Origin of the sequence: Streptomyces sp. NPDC046925, from assembly GCF_040644915.1 — a bacterium.
Classification (GTDB): Bacteria; Actinomycetota; Actinomycetes; order Streptomycetales; family Streptomycetaceae; genus Streptomyces.
This window is the reverse complement of the sequence record NZ_JBEYWZ010000010.1, coordinates 25,524-50,260: the sequence shown is the minus strand read 5'-3', so window position 1 is coordinate 50,260 and position 24,737 is coordinate 25,524. Positions and strand designations below refer to the sequence as shown.

Sequence of the window (24,737 nt, the reverse complement as noted above, 5' to 3'; positions counted from 1 at the left end):
CGGCGGGCCCCGCCCCGGAGAACGCCGTTTGTTACTGCGGGCGCGGCCCCTTGTCGGTGTCGCGCGGGGCCACGGTCTCGCCAGGGATGACCCGGGGTGGCGTCGAGCCCTGGGTGCCCTGGGTGCCGTGAGTGCCGTGAGTGCCTTGAGTGCCTTGCGGGTCCTGGCTGTCCTGGTCCTTGAGGGACTTCGCCTCGGCCTTGAGGATGCGGGCCGACTTGCCCGCGCTGCGGGCCAGGTCGGGGAGCTTCTTCACGCACAGCACGAGGACGATCACGATCAGGATGACGCCTATCTCGCTGATGCCGAACACGTCAGTCCTCGCCGCCTTCGTCCTCGTCGTCACCCTCGAAGAAGTCGCCCACCTCGTCGACGACTTCGGCGGCGACCATGCCGCCGACCACGCCCACGGCGAGCCCCGCCGCGCCCGCCGCCACGACCGTTCCCATGCCGGGACCCGAGCGCTCGTGACTCCCGCTGTGGTGCTCGCCGTGGCTGTAGTCGTGGCCGTGGTTATGACCGTGCCCTGAGTCGTACGGCGCGTGGTCGGCGTAGGAGGAGGTGTGCTCGACCAGTTGGCGTACCCAGCCGTCGACCAGGGTGTTCCAGTCCTGGTGGTGGACGCCGTCGTGGCTGACGGTGAAGCGGGTGACGGCGTCGTGGCCGCCGGAGAAGGGGCCGCCTCGCTTGTCGGCCTCCAGGACCACCTCCATGCCGCCGGGGGTGGCGAGGAAGGTCACCTCGATCTCGTTGACCGCGTGGGCGTACTGAGGGGCCGGGGTCAGCTCCAGCTCCTGGTAGAAGGGGAGTTGCTGGCCGGTGCCGCCGATGCGGCCGTACTCCAGGTCGGCGGACTTGAAGCCGAAGCCGAGCTGTCCGAAGGCCTCCAGGATCGCCTCCTGCACGGGCAGCGGGCCGACGGTGAGCTGGTCGAGGTCGCCCTTGTCCTTGGCTCCGGCGACCGAGAGTTCGGTGCGCACGCCCAGGACGATGCCGAGGCCCTGTCCGTACAGTTCGGTGACCGGGGTTTCCCACGGCAGCGTCACCGTGAACGGCACGCTGTGCTCGGCGCCTTGCACGAGGCGGAAGCCGCCCCCGACCACGAACTGGTCGAAGACCACGACTCCGTGGTCCTCTCCGTCCTCGTGTTCGGCCTCGACACGAGCCACGAGTTCCATCGTGATGTGCTCGATGTCGAAGTCGCCGCTGCCGCCCTTGAGATGGACCTGACCGGACAGGGTGCCGCCGGGGGCCGTGGGCCCGGGGACGAGGACGGTGTCGACCGTGGGGCCGCCCACGCCGAGTGAGCCGAGCAGTCGTTTGAACACCATGCTGGCGTTCACTTCCTTATCTGCGTACGAGGGTTACGAGGGCCGTGCGGACACCCGGAAACAGCCGGGCAGACGTCCGCTTTCTACAGGCATGTAGAAGCATATGCGGGGCGGCGCCGCCGTGGTGGCGATGCGAGCGGCGCGGGGCGGGAAAGTCCGAAAGGCGTCCCCGATGGCGTCCGTACACGCGCTTGACGAGCGGGTTTTGCTGTGCTTTTGCCAAGACGCCGCCCGCTCTCAGGCGGGATCTCCGTAGCGGTCGGCGACCGCGGTGGCGCGCTCGCGCAGGGAGGTGCGCAGCGACGGCGGGGACAGGGCTTCCGCATCGGTGCCGAGCTGCCACAGCGCCCACTCGGCGTGCCGGGAATCCTGGAAGGTCAACTCCAGCCGCAGCCAGCTGTCCGCGGCGGGCTCTTCCGCGCGGACGGCCAGCGCGGTGTCCAGCAGTTCCTCCCGCCGCGCCGCAACCACCCGTACCTGCACGGTGATGTGGTCGCTGCCGGAGAGGAACCGCGCGGAGCGCTCCCGCCAGATCCGGTCCAGGTCGACCCCATTCGGTCGCTCTGCCGTCTCGGGCAGTTCCTCGGCGGCCGATATCCGCGAAAGGCGGTAGGTGCGGTCCTCGCCGGATCGCGTGGCCAGCAAGTAGCCCCGGTCTCGTACGGTGACCAGGCCGATGGGGTCCACCGTGCGCCACTGCGGTGTCTGGTCCGTGGCCGCGTAGTGGATGCGCAGTTTGTGTCCGGCGAGCACCGCCCGTCTGACCTCGACCATCGCGCTTTCGGGCACGTCCTCGGTGGAAAGCCGACGTGAGAGCAGATCGCTCTCCGGATCGACGAGAAACCGCCGTGCCGCGTCACTCGTGACGGCCCGGTGGCCTTCGGGCAGCGCGTCGACCACCTTCCGCATGGCGGCGGCGAGCGCCGAGCCGAGGCCGAACATCTGCTCGCCGCGTCCCGATCCGGCGGTCAGCAAGGCGAGGGCCTCGTCGTGATTCAGTCCCGTGAGCTCGGTGCGGAAGCCCGGCAGCAGCGCGAACCCGCCGTGCCTGCCGCGTTCGGCGTAGACCGGGACGCCGGACGCGGACAGCGCTTCGATGTCCCGCAGCACGGTGCGGGTGGACACCCCCAGCTCGCCGGCCAGCGTGTCCGCGGTGAGGCGGCCGCGCTGGCGCAGCAGCAGAACCAGTGAGACCAGCCGGTCGGCACGCATGCGAAAACCCTAGAGGAATACATGACTGAGGGTGTCGTGATTTGTTGGGAGGCTCGTCGAAGCGGCGTCAGGGAGGGCGGCTACCGAGCCGACGGGCGTCCATGTACCAATGAATCCAGTGGAGTTGAAGTGACGATGGAGCGCACGGCGGTCAACCCGGTGACGTGGTCGACGGAGTTGGGATTCAACCAGGGGGAGATCGTCTCCGGGCACACGAGGACCCTGTACGTCTCGGGGCAGACCGCGATGGACGGCGAAGGCAAACCGCAGCACGACGGCGACATGGCGGGGCAGTTGGCGCTGAGCATCGACAACCTGGAGGCCGTGCTCGGCGAGGCCGGCATGTCCCTTGCGAACCTGGTCCGGCTCAACGTCTACACGACCGACGTCGATCTGCTCTTCCAGCACTACGGCATGCTGGCGGCGCGGTTGGGGGCAGCCGGGGTGGCGCCGGCCTCCACACTGCTCGGCGTGACGCGCCTGGCGATCGCGGGCCAACTGGTCGAGATCGAGGGAACAGCCGTCGCGTGACATGACCTCGCTTGCCCTTGCTGCTCGCGCTGGTCTCTCCGGTGCGAGCAGCAGGCGGTCCGGGAGGGGGCCGGCCACAGGCATGACTTTCCGCCGCCCTGACGAGCGACCTCAGACGGCCAAGAGCAACACCAAGGCCGCCAGGGACAGGCCTCCCAGCAGCGCCCAGCTCAGGGCGATGGCGTTCACCGCGCGGGCGGACAGGCCGGTGCCGACCAGCGCGGCTTTGAACGCGTCCGCCCGTCCGGCCGGGTTCCACAGCACGAAGACGCCCAACGGCAAGAAGAGGACGACAGCGAGCAGAAACCCCACGACCGCTACACCTTCCCCAGAAGCAGCAGTGCCGTGTACACGACGGTCAGCGCCGCTCCGATCGTCATGAACAGGGCTCCGAAGGCCATCACTGCGCGGTACGGCAGAGAATGGTGGTGGTTCACCCTGTCAGCGGCCACGTCCGCGCCTGAGATTTGATCGGCCACACCGAAGCGATTTGTGCGCAGGCTGTGGCCGACGAGCAGGAACAAGATCCCGAAAACCAGCGCCACCCGAATCCCCCTGCTGTGCCATCGCTCGGACACTCATCATTGACCCACGCAAGATCACGCTTGAAGTCTACGAGAGCCTCGCTGTCCGCCATGAGGCGGACAGCGCAGTGGTACAGCGTTGAGGCGTAAAGGGAGTGTTGAAACGACTCATGCACGCCGCGCGGCACGGCGGCGCCTGGACCTATCTGCGTGACCAAGCGAGCAATGGGCCGGCAATTGACAGCCGTCGCCACGCGGCCGTAGCTTGCGGCGCACTGTTGTGAATCCTTTCAGTGCGACGCTCTGTCGTACTGGCTTGCTTCGCGTCGGCCGAGAGGAGCCACCGCTCGTGCAAAGGGTTTGTTTCCTGCTGAAGGTCCGGCAGGACCGGCTTGCGGAGTACCGGGAGCGCCACGAGCACGTCTGGACGGAGATGCGCGCAGCGCTCTCCGCCGCCGGTTGGCACAACTACTCGCTGTTCCTGCGAGAGGACGGCCTGCTCGTCGGTTACCTGGAGACCCCGGACTTCGCCGCCGCGCAGGAGGCCATGGCGCGCACCGATGTCAACGCACGCTGGCAGGCGGACATGGCCGGCTTCTTCGAGGACCTGGACGGGCGCGGCCCCGACGAGGCGATGCGGCCGCTCACCGAGGTCTTCCACCTCGCCTGACCGGCCGCTGACCGGCCCCGCCTGCGCCGCTGTGATCCCCGCAGTGATGTCATGGGGACCGCGGCCGCGACGAGGGCCGGAGCCAGACCGACGGCTCCCGCCACCCTCACCCGTCGTTGCCCGGTCACACCCCAGGGAGAGTCATGATCTTCATTACCGCCAAGTTCCGCGTCCTGCCCGAGTACGCCGACGCCTGGCCGGACATCACCCGCGAATTCACCCTGGCGACCCGCGCCGAGCCGGGGTGCCTCTGGTTCGACTGGTCCCGCAGCGTCGAGGACCCCACGGTGTACGTGCTCGTCGAAGCCTTCCGTGATGACGAGGCAGGCTCGGCGCACGTCACTTCCGAGCACTTCACCAAGGCCCGGGGCACCCTGCCGCCCCACCTCGTGCAGACCCCGGAGATCGTCAACGCGACGATTCCGCAGGAGGGCTGGTCCCTGCTCGGAGAGATGGAAGTTCCGGAACGGGGCTGAACGCGACGCCCGCCGGACGGGCGGAGGCCATCCCGGCCTGCCGGGGACGGCCTCCGCCACCAGCCCGGATGCCGCGCACAGCCCGGCCCGGCTGCGCTCGGACGAGACGGGCGAGCAGCCAGATGTGCCGCCCGAGCGCCGCAGGGGCCCAGCGGGACAGGTGATCGAGGACCGGCCCGCCGTGAGTGTGGCCGCAGGCCGCCGACGGCGGAACGGCGACCACGGGACACCGGGCGTGGTGCAGGGCGTGGGAGACGACCGAGCCGCGCAGCGGGCCGGCCACGCGGCCGTGACCGCGGGCGCCCAGGACGAGGGCAAGCGCGTGCGCGGACTCCCGGACGAGCACCCGCGCCGGGCGGCCGCGGAGCACCGCGTGGTGCACCTCTACGCCAGGGTGAGTGACCTGCCAGCCCGCCACCATGTCCGACAGCAGACGGCGGCACTCCCGCAGGGCCGCCCGTTCGTCCAGGACGCCGAGGGGCGGCGGGCGCCACACGTACAACACCAGCAGCACGGCACCGTGGCGGGCGGCTTCCTCGAAGGCATGGTGGACGGCGGCCGCACAGTGGCGGCGGCCGTCCCAGCCGACATCGACGCCCACGACGAAGAAGGGCGGGCGGCAGCTGCAGATCTCGTCGATGCGCGTGGCGTCACCTCCGTACGGGACCAGCCGGGATGCCGTGCGGCCGGGATCCGGAGCACTGCACACCGTAGGGCGGGCGGCGGAGCCCGGCCAGGCCCGTTCACGGTCAACCGGCACCGCTGACGTACACCATCGGGCGTACCTCCCCGGTGCGGTCCGCGGACTCAGCCGGTCCAGGTCCAGTCGGCGACCTCGGGCAGATCCGTGCCGTGGGCCCGGATCCAGTCGTGGTGCCGGGAGCGGGTGTCGGCCATGCGCTGGCGGACGGTAGCGGCGCGGACCGCGAGACCGGGCACGCGGTCTATCACGTCCATCACGAGGCGGTAGCGGTCCAGGTCGTTGCGCACCACCATGTCGAACGGCGTGGTCGTGGTGCCCGCCTCCTTGTAGCCGCGTACATGCAGATTGCGGTGGCCGGTACGGCGATAGGCGAGGCGGTGCACCAGCCAGGGATAGCCGTGGTAGGCGAAGATCACCGGTTTGTCGGCGGTGAACAGCGCGTCGTACTCGGGGGCGGTCATGCCGTGCGGGTGCTCCTCGTGCGGGAGTAGCCGGGTCATGTCCACCACGTTCACGACGCGCACGGCGAGGTCGGGCACGTGCCGGCGCAAGAGCTCTGCCGCGGCGAGGACTTCCTGAGTGGGCACGTCGCCAGCGCAGGCCAGGACCACCTCGGGCGCGCGCCCGCCGTCCTCGGATCCGGCCCACTCCCAGATGCCCGCGCCGCGCGCGCAGTGGAGGCGGGACTCCTCCAGCGACAGCCAGTCGAAGCAGGGCTGCTTCCCGGCGACGACGACGTTGACGTAATCACGGCTGTGCAGGACGTGTTCGGCCACGCAGAGCAGGGTGTTGGCGTCCGGCGGCAGGTAGACGCGCACGACCTCGGGGCTTTTGTTGAGCACGTGATCCACGAAGCCGGGGTCCTGGTGGGAGAAGCCGTTGTTGTCCTGGCGCCAGACGTGCGAGGTGAGCAGGTAGTTGAGGGACGGCACCGGCGCGCGCCACGGCAGCAGGCGCGAGGTCCTGAGCCACTTGATGTGCTGGTTGACCATCGAGTCGACGATGTGGACGAACGCTTCGTAACTGGAGAACAGGCCGTGGCGGCCGGTGAGGGTGTAGCCCTCCAGCCAGCCCTGGCAGAGGTGCTCGGAGAGCACCTCCGTGACCCGCCCGCTCGCGGTGAGGTGTTCGTCGGCGTCGAGGATCTGCCCTTGCCAGGCCTTGCCGGTGGCGTCGTAGAGCGCGCCCAGGCGGTTGGAGGCGGTCTCGTCGGGACCCACGACCCGGAAGTCCCGGCGCTGCGCGGTGTCCGCCATGATCCGGGCGAGCAGGCGGCCGAGTACCCGCGTGGGCTCGTGCAGGGTCGTGCCGGGCTTGTCGACGGGGACGGCGAAGTGTTCGAGCGGTTCCACGGGCAGATCGCGGGTGAGCAGGCCGCCGTTGGTGCGTGGGCTGGAGCCCAGGCGCCGTTGGGCCCCGGGAACGCAGTCGAGGACTTCGGCGGTGGGGCGACCGTGTGTGTCGAAGAGCTCGTGGGGCCGGTAGGAGCGCAGCCACGCCTCCAACTGCCCAAGATGCTCGGGGTTTTCGCGTACCTCGGCGAGCGGCACCTGGTGGGAGCGCCAGGTCCCTTCGACGGGCAAGCCGTCCACGGTGACCGGTCCGGTCCAGCCCTTGGGCGTACGGAGCACGATCACCGGCCAGCGGGCACGGCCGCGCGCGGCGCCGGTACGGGCGGAGCCGGTGCGGGCGGTGTGCTGGATGGCGGTGATGCGGTCCAGGGCCTGGTCCAGGGCCTTGGCCATCGCGTGGTGGACCTTGCGGGGGTCGTCGCCGACGACGTGCAGCGGTTCGTGGCCGTAGCCCTTGAGCAGGGCGTCGAGTTCGGACTCGGGGATGCGGGAGAGCACGGTCGGGTTGGCGATCTTGTAGCCGTTGAGGTGGAGGATCGGCAGGACCGCGCCGTCATGGACGGGGTCGAGGAACTTGTTGGAGTGCCAGGAGGCCGCCAGCGGTCCCGTCTCCGCCTCGCCGTCGCCGATCACGCAGGCGACGAGCAGACCGGGGTTGTCGAAGGCGGCTCCATAGGCGTGCGCGAGACAGTAGCCGAGCTCGCCGCCCTCGTGGATGGAGCCGGGCGTCTCGGGCGCCACATGGCTGGGGACGCCGCCGGGGAAGGAGAACTGCCGGAACAGCTTCGCCATGCCCTCCGCGTCCCGTGTGACGTCCGGATAGGTCTCGCTGTACGAGCCCTCCAGCCAGGAGTTGGCGAGCACGGCCGGGCCGCCGTGGCCAGGGCCCCACACGCACAGCGCGTCCAGGTCACGCTCCTTGATGACACGGTTCAGATGCGTGTGCACGAGGTTGAGGCCGGGCGAGGTGCCCCAGTGGCCCAGGAGGCGCGGTTTGATGTGCTCGGGCCGCAGCGGCTGTGCCAGCAGCGGGTTGCTCATCAAGTAGATCTGGCCCACGGTCAGGTAGTTCGCGGCGCGCCAGTGGGCGTCCAGGGGTGCCAGTCGGGCGGGTGCCACGGTGCCTCCAGCAGCTTCGGGGTCGGGGGTGTGCCCCGGTTCTCGGGGCCTGGTCAGGTGTGCGGGACGACGGCCACCGGGCAGGCCGCATGGTGCAGCACCGCATGGTTGACCGGACCGAGTTGCATGCCGACGTGGCCCTTCCTGCGGCGGGCGCCGACCACCAGGAGATCCGCCGTGCGCGATGCGTGCAGCAGCACGGTGCGCGCGTGGCCTTCGACGATCTCGCGGCGGACCTTGACGCCGGGATGGGCGGCGGTCGCCTTCCGTACGGCCTTGTCGACCTGAGCCGCGGCCCGCTCCTGGTGCTCGTCGTGGACCATCACGGGGAAGTCGGGCAGTTCGCGGGCCGGGCAGCGCCAGGCATGCACGACCGTCACCGACGAGGCGAGTGACTGCGCCTCGCGGAAGGCGAACTCCACGGCGGGGGAGACCTCTTCGGAGCCGCCTTCGGAGCCGTCTCCGGAGCCGTCTTCGAAGTCGCCGACACCGACGACGACGGTCCGGAAGCAGCCCTCCAGATTCTCCTCGCGACCGCGCACGACGATCACCGGCGACACCGCGTGCGCGGCGACGGACAGGCCGACCGAGCCCAGCAGCAGTTCGGTCAACTCGCCGCGCCCATGGCTGCCGACCACGACGGCGTCGGCTTCCCGGCTGAGCCGCACCAGTGCGAGCCCCGGATCTTCGGAGAGCACCTCGGCCGTCGCCTTCACCGAGTCCGTCCGGCGCAGCGCACGTTCGACCGCCGACGCCGCGATCCGCTCCGAAAGGTCCTGCACGGAGGACCCGTTGATGCCGAAGGACGGTTCACGCCCCTCGTACCACTCCCACCTCGACGCATGGACGACACGCAGCGGCACGCCGTGCAGCGCGGCCTCGTCCGCCGCCCAGTCCAGTGCGCGCAGGCTCGGCTCCGAGCCGTCGACGCCGACGATCAGGGGTTTGTCCACGATTCCACCACCTTCCAGCGGGCTCCTTGCAGGGGCCGCACTTCGCACCGTTCCACCGCGGAGGCGGGGCGGGGGAGGGGCGAACCGGCCCCGGCGGGGGACATTCGGCCCCTGCCGGGGCCTCGGCCCGTACCGGGACAGAGCGCGCACCGTCCCTCCGCACAGGAGCGACAAGGGGCCGATCGGCCCCCGGCCGCACCCGGCCAGCCCCTGGGGCGCCGCTCCCGAACGCGCCGATCCTCGAAGGGCCAACCTGCCGCTGGAGGCCCGAGATGACAGACGACGAGCCAAGCCGCGCCCCGGTCCACGCCCTGCTCGCCGACGGGACGACCACCTGCATCCGGGCCGTCCGCCCCGGTGATCACGCCCAACTCCGTCGCCTGTACGAGGAGATGTCGCCGCAGAACCTGCGCCTGCGGTTCTTCGCCGCAAGCAGCCGGTCCGCCGCACAGGCCGCGGACCGGGCCTGCGCCGCTCCCCGCCCCGGATACCGCGCGCTGCTCGCCGAGACCCGCGGGCAGATCATCGGTCTTGCCGAGTACGAGCGGACCGAGGAGCCCGCGACCGCCGAGATCTCGCTCGCCGTGGCCGAGGGACTGCACCACCGGGGAGTCGGCACCCTGCTCCTGGAACACCTGGTCTCCGCCGCCCGTGCGGAAGGCATCACCGCGTTCGCGGCCGACGCGCTCGCCGAGAACCACGAGGTCCTCAAGGTCTTCGCCGACCTCGGACTGCACACCGCCCGCCGCTTCGAGGGCCCCGAACTGCGCTGCACCATCCGCCTGGACGAGGACGAGACCTATCTGACGGCGGTCGAGGCACGCGGCAGCGCGGCCGACGTGGCCAGCCTCCGGCCGCTGCTGCGGCCCGACTCCATCGCCGTGGTCGGAGCGGGCCGCAGGGCCGGTTCCGTCGGGCGCGCCGTGCTGCGCAATCTGCGCACCGGGGGATTCACCCGGCAGCTCTTCGCCGTCAACCCGAGCGTGTCCTCGCTGATGAGCGTGCCCGCCTACCCCTCGGTCGCCGCCCTGCCGCAGGCCCCCGACCTGGCGGTCCTCGCGGTACCCGCGCAGGCCCTGTCCGCCACGGCCGAAGAGTGCGGCAAGGCGGGCGTACGCGCCCTGGTGGTCGTCACGGCCGGCCTGGACAGTGCACAGGCAGCCGCCCTGCTGGCCACCTGCCGGACCTACGGAATGCGTCTGGTGGGCCCCAACTGCCTGGGCATCTCCAACACCGACAAGGCGCTGTCCCTTGACTCGACCTTCGCGGCCCGGCATCCCCATCGCGGCACGGCCGGTGTCGCCGTGCAGTCCGGGGGAGTGGGCATCGCCCTGCTGGGCGGCCTGTCCCAGCTGGGCCTGGGTGTCTCCAGCTTCGTGTCGCTCGGCGACAAGTACGACGTCAGCGGCAACGACCTGCTCCAGTGGTGGGAGGGCGACGGCGTCACCGACCTCGCCCTGCTGCACCTGGAGTCCTTCGGCAACCCGCGGGCCTTCTCGCGCACCGCACGGCGGGTGACCCGGCGCATGCCGGTCATCACCGTCGACGCGGGCCGCACCGAGGCAGGCCGGCGGGCCGCTGCCTCGCGCACCGCCGCGGCCGCGCCACGGACCATGACCCGCCAGGCACTGTTCACCCAGGCGGGCATCACCGCCACCCGTACGATCGGCGAACTCCTGGAGACCGCCGCCCTGTTGCACTCCCAGGCCGTACCGGCCGGCCAGCGCGTCGTCATCGTCACCAACGCGGGCGGCGCGGGAGTCCTCGCGGCGGACGCGTGCGCCGAGGCGGGGCTCACCCTGCCGCAGCTGCCGACCGACCTGATGGACGACCTGCTGGCCGCCCTGCCCACCGGGGCATCGGCCGCCAACCCGGTCGACGCCACCGCTGCCGTCACCGAGGCGCAGCTCAAGAACGCGGTGGACCGGCTCATGCTGTCCGGCGCCATCGACGCCGTGCTTGTGGTCCTTGTCCCCACCGCGGTCACCGCGGCGACCGGCGACGATCTCGCCCGGGCCCTCACCGACGCCCCCGGCCGTCGCTCCCGAACGGTCGCCGCGGTCCTCCTCGGCCAGGCGCTGCCCGTACGGCTGCTGCCCTGCACGGAAGGCGGCTTCGTGCCCGCCTTCGCCGATCCGCAGGCCGCCGCGCGGGCCCTGGCCCACGCCGTCCGCCGCGCCCAGTGGCTGGCCCGCCCGCCCGGCACCGTGCCCGACCTCGCGGAAGCGGACACGGGGCGGGCCCGCGCGGTGGCGGACACCTGGCTGGCCGGGCACCGCGAAGGGGGCTGGCTCGACCCGCGCACCTGCGCGGAGCTGCTCGCCTGCTACCAGATCCCCCAACTGCCCTGGGCCTGGGCCGAGACCGAGGACGAAGCGGCCCTGGCCGCCGAGCGGTTGCGCGGCCCGGACGGCCGGGTCGTGATGAAGGCCCACTGGCCCGGTCTGCTGCACAAGAGCGAGCAGCGCGCCATCCACCTCGATCTGCAGGGCGACGCCCAAGTGCGCGCGGCTTTCCGGGACCTCTCGACCCGGTTCGACGGTCTGCTGACGGGTGTGGTGGTCCAGCCGCTCGCCGAGCGCGGCACCGAACTTATCGCCGGTGTCGTCCAGGACGAGGTGTTCGGTCCGCTGGTCCTGTTCGGACTCGGCGGCACGGTCACGGAACTGCTCGCGGATCACGCGGCCCGCCTTGCCCCGCTCACCGACCTCGACGTCCACGACCTGATCACCGCGCCGCGCTGCGCCCCGCTGCTCTTCGGGCACGGCGGCACCGGCCCGGTCGACCTCGAAGGCCTGGAGCAACTGCTGCACAGGCTGTCCCGGATGGCGTGCGACCTGCCGCAGCTCGCCGAGGCCGACCTCAACCCCGTCCTGGCCCGGCCGGGCGGCACCACGGCACTCGACGCGCGCGTCCGGCTGCTGCCGCGGACCGCGCCCGACCCCTACTTGCGCCGACTGCGCTGAGGAGGAGACAAGCATGAAGCACAGCAAGATCGGATCGGTGATGACCGGCGAGGTGGTCAGCGCCCGGTACGGCACCCCGTTCAAGGAGGTGGCCGAGCGCCTGTCCGAGCACCGCATCAGCGGATTGCCCGTGATCGACACCGACGACAAAGTGGTCGGAGTGGTATCCGAGACGGACCTGCTGGCACGCGAGGCGCAGACTCACGACCCCTACCGGCCGGCACGCCGCTTGCGGCTGCCCCGGATGAGCCGCGCCGCGCGGAAGGGCCGGGCCAAAGCGACCGCACGGACCGCGGGACAGCTGATGTCCACGCCGCCCGTCTGTGTCCACGCCGACAACACCATCGCCGAGGGCGCCCGGCGGATGGCCCAGCACAAGGTGGAGCGGCTGCCCGTCGTCGACGACGAGGACCGCCTGGTCGGCATCGTCACCCGGCGCGACCTGCTTCAGGTGTTCTTGCGCGCGGACGACGACATCCGTCGCGAAGTGATCGGGCAGGTCCTGGTCCGCGCCCTGTGGCTGGGTCCCCTGGCCATCAAGGTCGATGTGTACGACGGTGTGGTGACCCTTGAGGGACAGCTGGACCGCCGCAGCGAAATCCCCGTCGCGCTGCACATGACGCGCGAGATCGACGGAGTCGTCGCGGTCGTCGACAAGCTCGCCTACCGCCTGGACGACTCCCACCTCCAGCCGAACGATCAGGCCCTGCGGGGCGTGGCCGACGACTGGCTGCGCAAACTCTGAACTCCGAGGAGGGACGTACCGCCATGACCACCAAAGTGCTCGTCGTCTACGCGACGAAGAACTGGTCCACGGCCGAGATCGCCCGCACGATCACGGAGGTCCTGTGCAAGGAGGGCGTGGAGGCCGAGCTGCGGCGGGTGTCCGAGGTCGGAGATGTCCTGGCCTACGACGCCGTCGTGCTCGGCAGTCCGCTCTACGCGGGGCGCTGGCACAAGGACGCCCGCCGGTTCGTCCGACGCAACGCCCGGGCGCTGGCCGAGACACCTGTGTGGCTGTTCAGCAGCGGGCCTCTGGACGCGTCGGCGGGTGAGCGGGACATCCCGCCGGTGCCCGCCGTACGCCGTGCCCTGGTGCGACTCGACGCCAGGGAGCACGTCACCTTCGGCGGCTGCCTCACCGAGGGAGCCAAGGGCTGGGCCGCCCGCATGATCGTACGGTCCGGGAAGGGCGGCGACTTCCGCGACTTCGAACGGATCTCCGCATGGGCGCAGCACATCGGCGCCACCCTGCACGGCGAGAACGCCGTGCCGCCGGAGGGGCCCTGAGGGCATGAACCCTCTTGCGCGCCCCCGCTCCGGCCCGGCCCGACCGGGCCCGAAGAGGGCCGCTCGGCCCCTGCCCCGCCGGCCGTTTCCCGCCGAGGCTGGTGAGCAGGGAACGCACCGACACGTGGAAGGACGGACATGACGACCGGAGTCACCGCAGTCCTCGACCGGAAGGGCCGCGACGCCCTCGACATGAGTCCGCCCCCGGTGCTGAGGGGCCGTCACTTCCCGGACAGCGGCTATGGGGAAAGCCGGAGGGGAGCAATTCTCGTAGCCGCTGTCCGGGAAGCGGCGGCCCGCAAGGGCGAGGCGGACCAGAAGGAGACGGAGCGATGAGCGACACCACGACCATGATGGGCGCCCTTCCGGCCGAGCACCGCAACCGGCTGATGCGCATCGCCCGCCAGACGTTCTTCCCGGCCGGGACGCGACTCTTCGAGGAAGGAGGGCACGCCGGCCGGTTCTGGATCATCCGTACCGGATCGGTCGTCCTTGACATGCGTGTCCCCGGCCGCCGCGCCGCCGACATCGAGACCCTCGGCCACGGTGAACTGGTCGGCTGGTCCTGGATGTTCCCGCCGTACGTCTGGCAGCTCGGCGCCGTCGCGCAGAGCCCGGTGCGGGCCGACGAGTTCGACGCCCTGGCCGTCCGGCTGATGTGCGAGGACGACCCGGCCATGGGCGTGGTCGTCGGCCAGTGGGTGGGACGCGTGCTCGCCCACCGCCTGCAATCCGCAAGGACCCGACTCCTGGACCTGTACGCCCCCTACGGCAGCGGAAGCGGCGTGCGGGGGTGACTGCCCTCCTCCGGTGAACGGGCGGCCGCGGACCCGGCGCTCGGTGAGCAACATCCACGTATCCGCCGGGAGATGACCACAACAGGGCGTCAACGGGGCCCATCCGGCCCTGGTGCGCCGCGCCGCCCACCCGACACGATCTGAACGGGACCGTCGACACCCTGGGGGCAGCCATGACCGTACGTTCCTACACACCGGAACACCCGATCCGGGTCTTCCTCCTCGACGACCACGAGGTCGTACGCCGGGGCGTGCACGACCTGCTCGACTCCGAACCCGACATCGCGGTCGTCGGAGAAGCGGGCACGAGCGAGCAGGCCCTGATCCGCGGCCCCGCCCTGCGCCCGGACGTGGCCATCCTCGACATCCGCCTGCCCGACAGCGACGGCATCACGGTCTGCCGTGAACTGCGCTCGCAGATGCCGGAGGTGGCCTGCCTCATGCTGACCTCCTTCGACGACGACGACGCGCTCCTGGACGCGATCATGGCGGGGGCGGCGGGCTACGTCCTGAAACAGATCAAGGGCACCGACCTGATCGACGCGGTACGTACCGTCGCAGCGGGCCAGTCCCTGCTCGACCCGGCCACCACGACCCGCCTGATGAGCACGCTGCGCGGGCCGGACGAGCCGGCGGCCCCCAAGGACGCCAAGCTGGCCGCACTCTCCGAGCGTGAGCGCGACATCCTCGCCCTGATCGGCGAAGGCCTCACCAACCGCCAGATCGGCAAGCAGCTCTATCTCTCCGAGAAGACCGTCAAGAACCACATCTCCCGGCTCCTGGCGAAGCTCGGCGTCGAACGCCGCATCCAGGCCGCCGTGATCGCCGCCCACTTCGACCCGCACCGGCCGCGCTGATACGCCCCGGCTTACAGGCCGGGCAGCGGCACTCGCCACTCCAGGCGCGTGCCGCCACCATCCGGCCCTTCTGCGAGGGTGAGTGTGCCGCCCAGCTTCCCGGCCCGCTCGGCCAGATTGCGCAGCCCGCTGCGGCCCCCGCTCTCGCCGATGCCGACGCCGTTGTCCGTCACGGTGAAGGTCAGATGCTCCTTGCGTACGACGAGGGAGATCTCCGCGGCCGATGCCCGGGCATGGCGGATGATGTTGGCCAGCGCCTCGCTGAGCACGGCCACCGCATCGTCGGCGATGTCGGCCGGGACATCGGTGTCGATCAGGCCTTCCATGCGCAGCGCTGGCGTGAAGCCGAGCGCCGTGACGGCCTCCTCCACCGTCCGCGCGATCCGTACGCGCAACCCGGGAGCGGCCGCCCCGCCCGCGTCGTGGGCGCGCAGCCCGAAGATGGTCGAACGGATGATCTTGATGGTGGTGTCGAGATCGTCCACCGCCCGCATCAGGCGCTCGGAGGCCTCGGGGTGCTGAACGAAGCGCTGCGCGCTCTGCAGGGTCATGCCGGTCGCGAAAAGGCGCTGGATCGCCAGGTCATGGAGGTCACGGGCGATGCGGTCCCGGTCTTCGAGCAGACTCATCTGCTCGGCATCGCGGCGCCGCTCGGCCAGTTCCAGGGCCAGTGCGGCCTGACCGGCGAAGCCGGGCAGCGGAGCGATCTCGGCATCGCCGAAGACGGGGCGCCCGGCCCGGCGTGCCAGGACCAGCACCCCGCGCAACCCCTCGGCCGTCCCGATGGGGACGGCGACCGCCGGCCCTATGCCCTTCCACCGCTCCGGGCTGAACGTGACCCGCGGATCACCGGTCACATCCTCGGCGACCAGCAGACCGCCCTTTTCCAACGCGGCGCCGGCCAGGGTCCCTTGCCGGGGGATGCGGCGGCCTTGATGCGCGGCCGCGCCCTCCCCGAGCGCCAGCGCGCCCAGGAGATCATCCTTCTCCGCCACCACCAGATCCACCACACCGATGTCGGCCGAGGTGATCTCCAGGGCTCGTTCGACCATCAACTCCAGTACGCGGGCCTCGGCCGTTCCGGACAGCAGGGCGTTGGTGAACTCCGCTCCGGCCGCCAGCCACCGCTCGCGCAGCCGCGCCTCCTCGTAGAGCCGGGCGTTCTCGATGGCCACACCCGCCGCCACGGCCAGCGTCGACAGCACGGCCTCGTCCTCGGCGTCGAACTCGGCCCCGCCGCGCTTCTCGGTGAGGTAGAGATTCCCGAACACCTCTTCGCGCACCCGGATGGGCACCCCGAGGAACGTGTGCATCGGCGGATGGTGGGCCGGGAACCCGGACGATGCGGCGTGCTTGGACAACTCCCGCAGCCGCAAGGGCTCGGGGTGCCGGATCAGCTCGCCGAGCAGTCCGTGCCCCGAGGGGAGATCGCCGATCTGCGCCCGCAGCTGTTCGTTGATCCCCACCGGCAGGAACTTGTCCAGCTTGCTTCCCGCGCCGATGACGCCGAGCGCGCCGTACTCCGCGTCCACCAGGGCCACGGCGGTCTCCACGATGCGCCGCAGCACCTGCGGAAGATCCAGCTCCCGCCCGACCGAGAGCACCGCTTCCAGCAGCCCGTGCAGCCGGTCCCGGGTGCCGCGGACCGCATCGATCCGGACCTGAAGTTCTTCGAGCAGCTCATCCAGGCGCAGTCGTGGCAGCTGCCGTGACTCGCTCTGCGCGTCCCCACCCATGTCCTGCCTCCGCCGGGGTCTGTGGGCCAAGGCGTTGCGTTTCCCCAACCGTAGTCACCGGCGCCGAAGGGGAGGAGCGGTGGGTTCTGGCCGCTTCGGAGGCGCTGGTCAGTCCCGCTGGTCAGCCCTGCGTGTCAGCGCCGCTCCTCTGCGCCGCTCGTAGGGCGCCGCTCGTCGGGTGCGGGAGACGCGTCGGGTGCGGGAGACCGGAGAGCGTCCGGATCGCCGGGCGGGGTGTCCTGCGGGGAGCCGCCGTGCGCGACGGCGGGGGAGCGGCTGCCGGCGGCCGGAGCGAGGGCGATGGCGGCGGCGACGAACACCAGGACCACCACCATCGCGGACCGCAGTCCGTAGTGGTCGCCGAGGAAGCCGAGGGACGGCGGGCCCACCAGGAAGGCGACATAGCCGATGGTGGCCACCAGGCTCACTCGCGCGGTCTGGTCGGGGCCCGAGTCGCCCGCCGCGGAGAGTGCGACGGGGAACCCCAGGGACGCGCCGAGTCCCCAGAACAGGACGGCCGCTGCGGCCACGACGGCGCTGTCGGAGAAGATGACCAGTACGAGGCCGACGGCTCCGGAGATGGCGCTGGCGCGCAGGACGGTCGCCCGCCCGAAGCGGCTGAGGAAGAACGTGCCGCTGAAGCGCCCCACGGTCATCGCGGCGGCGAACCCGACGAAGACGAGCGAGCCGAGCGCGGCGTCGAGGCCGTGGCCGTCCACCATGAGCAGCGGGAGCCAGTCGTTGGCGGCGCCTTCGGCCAGGGCCATGGCCAGGACGATGCCGCCGATCAGCAGAAGCTTGCGGTCCTTCCAGACGCGGGGCCCTGCGTCCTTGGCGTCGCCCGAGGCGTGGGACGTGTCGCTGGTCCCGGTGCCGGCCGGGATGGAGCGCAGGGCGAAGACGAGGATTCCGGTGGCGACCACGGTGACGATGACCAGGTGCCAGAAGACGGGGAACTCGGCGGCGGTGGCGGCCATGCCGACCAATCCGCCGACGACGGTGGCGAGGCTGAAACAGCCGTGCAGGGTGGGCATGACGGACGTGTCGGTGAGACGCTCCACATCGGCGCCGTCCACGTTGACGGCCACTTCGCAGGCCCCCATACCCACTCCGAACAGGCACAGACCGGCGGCGACCATGGGCGCGGACGGTACGGAGCTGCCGCCTCCGATGACGACCATGCTGGCGATGATCAGACTGGTGCCGATCCCGATCACGGGCCGGGTGCCGAACCGCGAGACGAGGCGGCCCGAACACAGGATGCCGCCCATGGAGCCGACGGACAGGCCGAACAGGACCATCCCCATCTGTCCGGTGGACACGTCGAGTTGATCGCGGACGTCAGGGGTGCGCGTGACCCACGACGACATGCAGATGCCCGGCAGGAAGAAGAACAGATAGAGAGCCTGACGGCGTCTGGGCACGGCGCGGTCGATGGCGCGGTCTATCAAGGGGAAGCTCCACGGGATCCGGAAGAATGCTCGGGTCGGCGACAGGCCGACGCCACCAGGGTATGTACAAATGTACACACTCGGCTACGGGAAATAGAAGGCAGAGACGACAGCGATGACAGGCAGCACCCGAGGCCCCAACGACCCCCGGCGGCGTGAGCGCATCCTCGACGCGGCGCTCGACGTCATCGCCGAGCACGGCGCCATCAAAGTGACCTTCCGCAAGATCGCCTCGGCGGCGGGGGTGCCGCTCGGCTCGCTCACCTACTACTTCGACGACATGCAGCACCTGCTCACCGAGGCGTTCACCCGCCTCGCCGAGTCCGTGTCCGTGCGCTACGGGGCGCTCCTTGAGGCGGCGCGCACGCCCGAGGAGGCACAGGAAGCCGTCGTCGAGATCATCTGCGGCAAGGTCTGGGGCACCGACCGAAACCTGCTGCTCAGTTACGAGCTGTACGCGTTCGCCGCCCGGCATCCGGAACTGACCGAGGTGCTGCGCTCCTGGATGCAGGCCAGCCGCCACTCCCTGGCCCGGCACTTCGACCCCCTGACGGCGCGGGCGCTCGACGCGCTGGTGGAGGGCTTCTCCATCCACAACTCCGTCGACGCCCGGCCCACCGAGCGAGCGGACGTGGCGGCCGTCGTCCGCGCGGTCGCGGCGCCGCGTACTCCGCTGGACGGCGGGAGCCGGTGAGGCAAAAACCGTTGGACGCGGTCGGGACACTGTTGTCATGGCCGTCACCCAGCAGCTCGCCCGCGTATCGGCGGACTACCTCGCCGCCTGCCGACGATCAGCCGACACCTCCCCGGACGGGGACCACGGCTGGGATCCACCGGCGGCGGACGGGCTCGACCTCGACTGGGCGCCGACACTCCTGCGGCGGGTCTGCGAGCTGGCGGACCTCGACGAGGCGCACACACAGGCCCTCCGGCAGGCCACCGACGGCGACACCGCGATCGACCTCGCCTTCCTCGACGTCCCGCCCCACGACCTCGCACCCTTCGGCACGACTCCCACCGCCCTGAACGAGACGCAAGTCGCCCGCATCGCGGACCTCCTCGACCAGATCGACTTCCCCGCGATCCTCGCCGCCCTGCGCACCTTCTACCGGGCGGCGCCCGACGCGGTCTTCTGGTGGTGCTCTGGTGGGACTGAGACATGCGTCCCGCCGGCATGACGCCGATACCGAAACCGCCGTGCTGCCGTAGGGTCGGCCCATGACTCACACGCCGGGGGAGCCGGTGAACGGATGGTGGGCCTTCCTGGAGGAACAGACGCGCCGGGAGGTCGACGCGAATGTCCTGCGGGATCGTCGGCTCATGGCGGTCAAGGCCGTGTGGGAGGCCCTGAGGCCGCTGGGGCCGGGGCTGCGCGAGGCGGAACAGGTCGTTCACGCACGCTATGAGTTCCTGGGCGACCGTGTACGACGCAGGCCGCCCGACCCGCTGGACCTGCCCTCCCTCGCGGCCCGTGCCGCTGCTCTGCCGGGAGAGGTGGCCGCGGTGGAGGCCCTGTGGGACGGCGACACGGTTCACGACTGGTTCGTGCTGCTGGTCGCGGTCCTGGACGACCCGCCCGAGGACGGCCACTTGGCGACCGTCCACCACCGCCCCGGCGGCCCACCGCCGGGCACCGCCGCCGCGGAGGCCGGCCGCGCCCTGGCCGACCACCTCGGCGTACCGTTCCACTTCGCCTCCCCGGACACCCCGGACGACCAGGCACCACGCTGGCGACCGGCACAGTGCCGAACCGAACGTCCGTGACCGGAATCGGCCGGATCGGCGCCGGCGGCCGGCGTGGTCAGCTGAGGAGTGCGGCCACCAACTCGGCGAACTCGTCCGGCGTGGCCAGACGTACGCCGAGAGACTCGGCCTTGGCGCGCTTTGACCCGGCGCCCTCTCCCGCGACGACAAGGCTGGTGCGCTTGGAGACGCTGGAGGAGGCCTTGCCGCCGGCGCGTTCGATCAGTTCGTTCATCTCGTTGCGGCTGAGCTGTTCCAGCGGGCCGGTCATGGCGCCGGTGACGACCACGGTCATGCCGTGCAGCGGGCTCGCCTGATCGTCGGCCCCGGTCTCGTTCCCGGTGTCCGCCGGGTCGTCGGGGGAGGCAGGTGTGGCACCGGGCTCGACCATGTTCACCCCGCTCGCGGCGAGTTTGTCGATGACCGGGGCGAGTTCGGACAGCTCGGCGACGATGACCGGGGCCTTCTCGCTGCCGATGCCCTCGACTTGCTGCATCGCCTCCGCGTCGGCAGAGCGGATGCCGTCCATGGTGGCGAAGTGCCGGGCGATGCGGCGCGACATGGAGCGGCCCGTTCCGCGCACGCCCAGTGCGCACAGGACCCTGGACAGGGGTTGGGACTTGGCGGTCTCGATCGCGGCCAGGAGGTTGTCGGTGCTGGTCTCGCCCATCCGCTCCAGGCCCAGGAGCTGTTCGCGGTTGAGGGCGAACAGGTCGGCGACGTCGGCTACCAGCCCGGCGTCGACGAGCTGGATGACACGGCTGGCGCCCAGGCCTTCGATGTCGAGCTGGTCGCGGCCTGCCGCGTAGGACAGCGAGGCGACCACGTGACAGTCGCGGCCGCGCTCGCAGCGCCAGCGCTGCTCGCTGGCATCGATGGCTGAGCCGCACTGCGGGCACACCTCGGGGAACACGATCGGCTGTTCTTCACCGGTACGCAGGTGGGCGACCGGCGCTTCGACGCGGGGGATGATGTCGCCCGCCTTGTACACCATCACCTGATCGCCGAGGCGCAGGTCGCGCCGGGTGATGTCGGACGGGTTGTGCAGCGTGGCGTAGGTGACGGTGGAGCCGTCGATGTCGACCGGTTCCAGGACTGCGCGCGGTGCGATGATGCCGGTGCGGCCCACGTTCCACTCCACCCCGACCAGCTTGGTGATCTTCTCCACCGCGGGCAGCTTGAACGCGATCGCCCAGCGCGGGGCCCGGCTACCGGATCCGGCCGCCTGCTGGTCGGCAGCCAGATCGGCCTTGACGACGATCCCGTCGATCCCGAAGGGCAGTTCGGCCCGCAGCGCGGCGATCTCCTGCACGCGGGCCAGAACGTCCTCGACGCTCTCCAGCGTGACGCCGGGCACCTGCGTGTCGGCCGGGGTGCGCACGCCGAGATCTGCGGCGTGCTGGAGGAGATCGCCGTGCGCCATCGTCGTCAGCTGCTCAGCGGTGTCGGCTGGAGTGGCGGGCAGTGGCAGCAGACCGTAGGCGAAAAACGTCATGGGCACCGTGTAGGCGCGATCCTTGGCCCGCAGTGTGCCGGCGGCAGCGTTGCGCGGGTTGGCGAAAGGGGCGCCGCCATGTGCGGTGCGCACCGTATTGGCGTGCTCGAACTGGGCGCCGGTCATGAGTACTTCGCCGCGCACTTCCAGCGTGACCGGCTCGGCGAGCCGGTCGGGCAGACCCTCGATGGTGCCGGTGGCGTGAGAGACGTCCTCCCCGGCCAGTCCGTCTCCGCGGGTGACCAGCCGGGTCAGTCGGCCGTCGGTGTATCGGGCGGCGATGGCGAGGCCGTCCAACTTGGGCTGAACGTTCCAGCGCGTCACCTCCCGGCCGATCCGGCGGGCCACGGAGGCGGTCCAGGTCGTGAATTCCTCGGGCGTGAAGACATTGTCCAGGCTGAGCATGGCCGCCGTATGGGGCACATCGCCCTGCACGGCGCCGCCGGCGACCTTCCCGGTCGGCGAGTCGGGCAGCACCTGGTCGGGATGGTCGGCCTCGAACGCGGCGATCGCCCGCACCAGGCGGTCGTAGGAGTCGTCGTCGAGCGCCGACGTGCCGCCGGTGTAGTAGGCGGCAGCGGCCTTCGAGGCCTCCTCGACCGCCTGTACGTACGCGGCGGCATCGGCAAACACAGGAGCTGTAGTTGTCATGTGCGCCATCGTGCCCGGCGGCACTGACAATCGGGCGTGACCCGCTGTGCCGCCGCCTGCTTGCGCACGCCCCGGGGCGGCAGACCCGGCTCAGGCCCGGCGCGCTGCCCATACGTGGCGTTCCGTGCGCATTGCCAAGTCGGCGCGGTGCAGGATGCTGTGGGGGCCCTCTGTGTCGAGGAGTTGGTCGAGGGTGGTGAGGTCCTCGGTGGGGAGGGTGTGGGTGGCGCTTTCGCGTAGGCGCTGCAGGGTGGTGAGTGCGTATCGGCCGACGGTCTCGTTGTGTGAGCCGTCGATGTGCACGGGGATCGTGCGCTCGCCCTCGACGGTGAAGCCCGCGGCCGCCAGTTTGTGGCCCCAGTCGGCTCCTCGGTGCGATACGTGTTCGGCGTGGTGGTGCGCGAGGGCGGCGTGGCAGCGCTCCTCGAGGCCCGGTCGTTCCTCGGGGGCATCGGCGGGGAGGAAGCGCGGGAAGTCGGCCAGCTCGACGACGGCGAACAGGCCGCCGGGGGCGAGCAGTTCGCGCACCTTGCCCAGGGCGTGGTCGGGGTCGGTCAGGTGGTGCATCGACGCCGACGCCCACACCAGGTCGGGACGGCCGAGGTCGGGCCAGTCCGCGTCGAGGTCGGCCTGGATCGTTCGTACTCGGTCGGCCAGTCCGAGTGTTTCTGCTTTTGCGCGCAGGCGGTGGAGGTGGCTCGGCGACGCGTCGACGGCAGTCACCCGCGCTTCGGGGTAGCGCGCGAGGAGCGCGAACGTGCCGGCCCCTGTTCCGCATCCCAGGTCCACGATCTGGCGCGGTTCGTTGTCCAGGGGCAGCCATGCGGTGATCGACGCGATGTGCTCGGCGAGTACCTCCGCGTCCAGATCGAGGATCTCGGCCTGGACGTCGGAGTCCGGCGCGACCTCGCTGTCCGGTGCGACGTCGGTGGCCGATCCGTGCCGGGGGAGGTGTCCTGCGCCGTCGTGGGCTGCGTGCGAGTGAGCGTGGGTCATGAAAGCGACGCTAAGTCGATCTGGCCGGGGCGGCACCATCGATCCCGGGGTGTGCAAGAAGATGGGCGTCTTTGCTGCCGGACGCGCAACCCGGCGACCATCCGCCGGGGGAGCGACGCCCTTACGCGCCGGGTCGGCCGCTGTCGTCGTTCTTGTCCTCGCGCTGGTGGCCGCGGCGGGCGTCGCGGTCGAAGATGCCCAGGATCTCGCAGGGCCCGCCCTCGGCGCCGATCGCGTGCGGCAGCATCGTGGGGAACTCCGCGGCCTGGTTGGTCTCGATGCGCAGGCGCCGGTTGCCCAGGAGCAGGACGGCGGTGCCGGAGAGGACCACGAGCCATTCACGGCCGGGATGGGCGCGCATACGGGAGGGGCTGTCGGGCGGCGGGTTCGTCATCCGCTGGCGTACGACGGTCATGCCGGGCTCCGCCTTGAGCGGCCAGCGCATGAGCCCGTGGGCGGCGTCGATCGACGGGCTGGTGATGACGTCGTCGTCGGCCGTCTCGACGAGCTGGTCCAGGGAGGTGTCCAGCGCGCGGGCGAGCGTGACGAGCTGGTCCAGGGCCAGCCGGCGCCGGCCGTTCTCGATGCGGCTGAGCGTGGACTGGCTGACCTTGGCACGGGCGGCCAGTTCCTCCAGGGACCAGCCCTGTGCCACCCGCAGGGCCCGGATCCGTTTGCGTACCAGGCTGTCCATCTCGCTGTCTTCTTGCGTCATAGGCAACATTGTATGCCCGATCCGCAAGGCGTGCCTATCGTCGTGACCACAGCCCCCTGGGACCGCAGAGGGGATCGTCTGAGAAAGGGTGCGACGCCATGTCTGTGAACACCGCCGCGTACGCGACTGACCAGCTGCCGGGCGAGACCGTCGATGCCGTGGTGATCGGCGGTGGCGCCGCGGGCCTGAACGGCGCGCTGATGCTCGCCCGCTCCCGCCGTACGGTCGTCGTCATCGACAGCGGCGCCCCGCGCAACGCACCCGCCGAAGGCGTGCACGGCCTGCTCGGCCTGGAGGGCATCCCGCCGGGCGCACTGCTGGAGAGGGGGCGCGAAGAGGTGCGCCGCTACGGCGGCCTCGTCGTGACCGGGGAAGTGATCGCCGCGGCCCCGGCCGCACCCACCCCCGAGGGAGACCCGCGCTTCACGGTCACCCTCACCGACGGCCGCTCCCTGACGGCGCGCCGCCTGCTCGTCGCCACCGGACTGCGCGATCTCCTGCCCGACGTGCGCGGGCTCGCCGGGCACTGGGGGCACGGCGTGGTGCACTGCCCGTACTGCCACGGCTGGGAGGTGCGCGACGAGCCCATCGGGGTCCTCGCCGTGGGCCCGGCCTCCGCCCACCACGCGCTCCTCTTCCGCCAGTTGACCGACGACCTCGTCTACTTCACCCGCGGCACCGCACTTGACGAGGACACCCGTGCGCGCTTCGCTGCTCGCGGCATCCGCGTCGTCGACACCCCGGTGGCCGAGGTCGTGGCCGCTGAGGACGGCGGCATCGCGGGCGTACGCCTGAGCGACGGAGATCTGATGCCCCGGCGCGTACTCGCCGTCGCCACCACCATGCAGGCCCGCACCGAGGGCCTGGACCAACTGATGCTGCCGATGAGGGACTTGCCCGGCCGAATGGGCCGCCACTTCGCCACCGGCACGGCCGGTACCACCGAAGTACCGGGGGTGTGGGTCGCCGGCAACGCGACCGACCTGAGCGCCCAGGTCGGCGCGTCCGCCGCGGCTGGCGCCCTGGCCGGTGCCCACATGAACGCCGACCTGGCCGCCGCCGACACCGAAGCGGCCCTCTCCGCCGCCGACGCCGAAGCGGCCCTCGACACCGCACGGCTCAGCGTCACACGCGCCTGACCCGAGCCCTCACTCGAGCCCGAGCCCTCA

General features: G+C 71.1%; 26 protein-coding genes. 13 read left to right on the top strand and 13 right to left on the bottom strand.

The genetic code is table 11. The features are described from left to right. Nucleotides 1-31 precede the first annotated feature (31 nt). The 3 genes from ABZ906_RS32240 to ABZ906_RS32230 form a co-directional block, all read right to left on the bottom strand. Nucleotides 32-313: a twin-arginine translocase TatA/TatE family subunit gene (locus tag ABZ906_RS32240; protein ID WP_361388906.1), complete on the bottom strand. Its 282-nt coding sequence runs from the start codon at nucleotides 311-313 to the stop codon at nucleotides 32-34. Nucleotide 314: 1 nt separating this feature from the next. Continuing rightward, a complete protein-coding gene (locus ABZ906_RS32235) occupies nucleotides 315-1,331 on the bottom strand; it encodes a sporulation protein (protein WP_361388903.1) in 1,017 nt (338 codons plus the stop codon). 237 nt (nucleotides 1,332-1,568) lie between these two features. After that, a complete protein-coding gene (locus tag ABZ906_RS32230) occupies nucleotides 1,569-2,543 on the bottom strand; it encodes a WYL domain-containing protein (RefSeq protein WP_361388900.1) in 975 nt (324 codons plus the stop codon). A 135-nt stretch (nucleotides 2,544-2,678) separates the two neighbouring features. Between ABZ906_RS32230 and ABZ906_RS32225 the strand changes: the two genes are divergently transcribed. Continuing rightward, nucleotides 2,679-3,074 (top strand): RidA family protein, encoded by a 396-nt coding sequence (locus ABZ906_RS32225; protein ID WP_361389511.1) that lies wholly within the window; start codon nucleotides 2,679-2,681, stop codon nucleotides 3,072-3,074. A gap of 111 nt (nucleotides 3,075-3,185) precedes the next feature. Here ABZ906_RS32225 and ABZ906_RS32220 read toward each other — a convergent pair whose 3' ends face one another. Then, the gene (locus ABZ906_RS32220; protein ID WP_361183638.1) at nucleotides 3,186-3,386 is read right to left on the bottom strand and encodes a hypothetical protein; all 201 of its coding nucleotides are present in this window, start codon (nucleotides 3,384-3,386) and stop codon (nucleotides 3,186-3,188) included. A 5-nt stretch (nucleotides 3,387-3,391) separates the two neighbouring features. After that, nucleotides 3,392-3,619, bottom strand: coding sequence for a hypothetical protein (locus ABZ906_RS32215; protein WP_361183636.1), 228 nt, complete (start codon nucleotides 3,617-3,619; stop codon nucleotides 3,392-3,394). A gap of 328 nt (nucleotides 3,620-3,947) precedes the next feature. Here ABZ906_RS32215 and ABZ906_RS32210 point away from each other — a divergent pair, with 328 nt between their 5' ends. Beyond that, entirely contained in the window at nucleotides 3,948-4,268 is a 321-nt protein-coding gene (locus tag ABZ906_RS32210) for an L-rhamnose mutarotase (RefSeq protein ID WP_361183635.1), read from the top strand. A 143-nt stretch (nucleotides 4,269-4,411) separates the two neighbouring features. Continuing rightward, entirely contained in the window at nucleotides 4,412-4,744 is a 333-nt protein-coding gene (locus ABZ906_RS32205; RefSeq protein WP_361183633.1) for a putative quinol monooxygenase, read from the top strand. Here ABZ906_RS32205 and ABZ906_RS32200 read toward each other — a convergent pair. The 3 genes from ABZ906_RS32200 to ABZ906_RS32190 form a co-directional block, all read right to left on the bottom strand. Then, nucleotides 4,677-5,345: a universal stress protein gene (locus ABZ906_RS32200; RefSeq protein ID WP_361389509.1), complete on the bottom strand. Its 669-nt coding sequence runs from the start codon at nucleotides 5,343-5,345 to the stop codon at nucleotides 4,677-4,679. The two genes, ABZ906_RS32205 and ABZ906_RS32200, sit on opposite strands and share 68 nt — an antisense overlap. A gap of 206 nt (nucleotides 5,346-5,551) precedes the next feature. Then, nucleotides 5,552-7,918, bottom strand: a complete 2,367-nt coding sequence (locus tag ABZ906_RS32195) for a phosphoketolase family protein (RefSeq protein ID WP_361388897.1) — start codon at nucleotides 7,916-7,918, stop codon at nucleotides 5,552-5,554. 53 nt (nucleotides 7,919-7,971) lie between these two features. Further along, entirely contained in the window at nucleotides 7,972-8,871 is a 900-nt protein-coding gene (locus tag ABZ906_RS32190) for a universal stress protein (protein ID WP_361388894.1), read from the bottom strand. Between the two features lie 272 nt (nucleotides 8,872-9,143). Between ABZ906_RS32190 and ABZ906_RS32185 the strand changes: the two genes are divergently transcribed. The 6 genes from ABZ906_RS32185 to ABZ906_RS32160 all read left to right on the top strand — a co-directional run bounded on the left by ABZ906_RS32185 (nucleotide 9,144) and on the right by ABZ906_RS32160 (nucleotide 14,781). Beyond that, nucleotides 9,144-11,837 (top strand): GNAT family N-acetyltransferase, encoded by a 2,694-nt coding sequence (locus ABZ906_RS32185; protein WP_361388891.1) that lies wholly within the window; start codon nucleotides 9,144-9,146, stop codon nucleotides 11,835-11,837. A 13-nt stretch (nucleotides 11,838-11,850) separates the two neighbouring features. Continuing rightward, nucleotides 11,851-12,582, top strand: a complete 732-nt coding sequence (locus tag ABZ906_RS32180; RefSeq protein WP_361388888.1) for a CBS domain-containing protein — start codon at nucleotides 11,851-11,853, stop codon at nucleotides 12,580-12,582. A gap of 23 nt (nucleotides 12,583-12,605) precedes the next feature. Continuing rightward, nucleotides 12,606-13,127, top strand: a complete 522-nt coding sequence (locus ABZ906_RS32175; protein ID WP_361388885.1) for a flavodoxin domain-containing protein — start codon at nucleotides 12,606-12,608, stop codon at nucleotides 13,125-13,127. Nucleotides 13,128-13,265: 138 nt separating this feature from the next. Beyond that, nucleotides 13,266-13,463, top strand: coding sequence for a hypothetical protein (locus ABZ906_RS32170; RefSeq protein ID WP_361388882.1), 198 nt, complete (start codon nucleotides 13,266-13,268; stop codon nucleotides 13,461-13,463). Further along, the gene (locus ABZ906_RS32165) at nucleotides 13,460-13,924 is read left to right on the top strand and encodes a cyclic nucleotide-binding domain-containing protein (RefSeq protein WP_361388879.1); all 465 of its coding nucleotides are present in this window, start codon (nucleotides 13,460-13,462) and stop codon (nucleotides 13,922-13,924) included. The genes ABZ906_RS32170 and ABZ906_RS32165 overlap by 4 nt, the downstream gene beginning before the upstream one ends. A gap of 173 nt (nucleotides 13,925-14,097) precedes the next feature. Then, entirely contained in the window at nucleotides 14,098-14,781 is a 684-nt protein-coding gene (locus ABZ906_RS32160; RefSeq protein ID WP_361183624.1) for a response regulator transcription factor, read from the top strand. An 11-nt stretch (nucleotides 14,782-14,792) separates the two neighbouring features. Here ABZ906_RS32160 and ABZ906_RS32155 read toward each other — a convergent pair whose 3' ends face one another. Both ABZ906_RS32155 and ABZ906_RS32150 read right to left on the bottom strand, forming a co-directional pair. Beyond that, nucleotides 14,793-16,517, bottom strand: a complete 1,725-nt coding sequence (locus ABZ906_RS32155) for a GAF domain-containing protein (protein WP_361388876.1) — start codon at nucleotides 16,515-16,517, stop codon at nucleotides 14,793-14,795. Nucleotides 16,518-16,651: 134 nt separating this feature from the next. After that, nucleotides 16,652-17,953 (bottom strand): MFS transporter, encoded by a 1,302-nt coding sequence (locus tag ABZ906_RS32150; protein ID WP_361185016.1) that lies wholly within the window; start codon nucleotides 17,951-17,953, stop codon nucleotides 16,652-16,654. 130 nt (nucleotides 17,954-18,083) lie between these two features. Between ABZ906_RS32150 and ABZ906_RS32145 the strand changes: the two genes are divergently transcribed. Genes ABZ906_RS32145 through ABZ906_RS32135 form a run of 3 tightly spaced genes read left to right on the top strand, consistent with a single transcriptional unit; the run spans nucleotide 18,084 to nucleotide 19,732 of the window. Next, nucleotides 18,084-18,662, top strand: a complete 579-nt coding sequence (locus ABZ906_RS32145; RefSeq protein ID WP_361388873.1) for a TetR family transcriptional regulator — start codon at nucleotides 18,084-18,086, stop codon at nucleotides 18,660-18,662. 37 nt (nucleotides 18,663-18,699) lie between these two features. Further along, nucleotides 18,700-19,146, top strand: coding sequence for a DUF1877 domain-containing protein (locus ABZ906_RS32140; RefSeq protein WP_361388870.1), 447 nt, complete (start codon nucleotides 18,700-18,702; stop codon nucleotides 19,144-19,146). 40 nt (nucleotides 19,147-19,186) lie between these two features. Continuing rightward, a complete protein-coding gene (locus ABZ906_RS32135; protein WP_361183619.1) occupies nucleotides 19,187-19,732 on the top strand; it encodes a hypothetical protein in 546 nt (181 codons plus the stop codon). A gap of 37 nt (nucleotides 19,733-19,769) precedes the next feature. Here the strand turns inward: ABZ906_RS32135 and ligA are convergent, their stop codons facing one another. The 3 genes from ligA to ABZ906_RS32120 form a co-directional block, all read right to left on the bottom strand. Next, nucleotides 19,770-21,866 carry an NAD-dependent DNA ligase LigA gene (gene ligA, locus ABZ906_RS32130; protein WP_361388867.1) on the bottom strand — a complete coding sequence of 699 codons (2,097 nt, stop codon included), beginning with the start codon at nucleotides 21,864-21,866 and terminating at the stop codon, nucleotides 19,770-19,772. Between the two features lie 81 nt (nucleotides 21,867-21,947). Then, entirely contained in the window at nucleotides 21,948-22,853 is a 906-nt protein-coding gene (locus ABZ906_RS32125) for a class I SAM-dependent methyltransferase (protein ID WP_361388864.1), read from the bottom strand. 121 nt (nucleotides 22,854-22,974) lie between these two features. Continuing rightward, the gene (locus ABZ906_RS32120) at nucleotides 22,975-23,577 is read right to left on the bottom strand and encodes an XRE family transcriptional regulator (RefSeq protein WP_361183615.1); all 603 of its coding nucleotides are present in this window, start codon (nucleotides 23,575-23,577) and stop codon (nucleotides 22,975-22,977) included. Between the two features lie 89 nt (nucleotides 23,578-23,666). Between ABZ906_RS32120 and ABZ906_RS32115 the strand changes: the two genes are divergently transcribed. Beyond that, nucleotides 23,667-24,707 carry an NAD(P)/FAD-dependent oxidoreductase gene (locus ABZ906_RS32115; protein ID WP_361388861.1) on the top strand — a complete coding sequence of 347 codons (1,041 nt, stop codon included), beginning with the start codon at nucleotides 23,667-23,669 and terminating at the stop codon, nucleotides 24,705-24,707. Nucleotides 24,708-24,737: the final 30 nt, after the last annotated feature.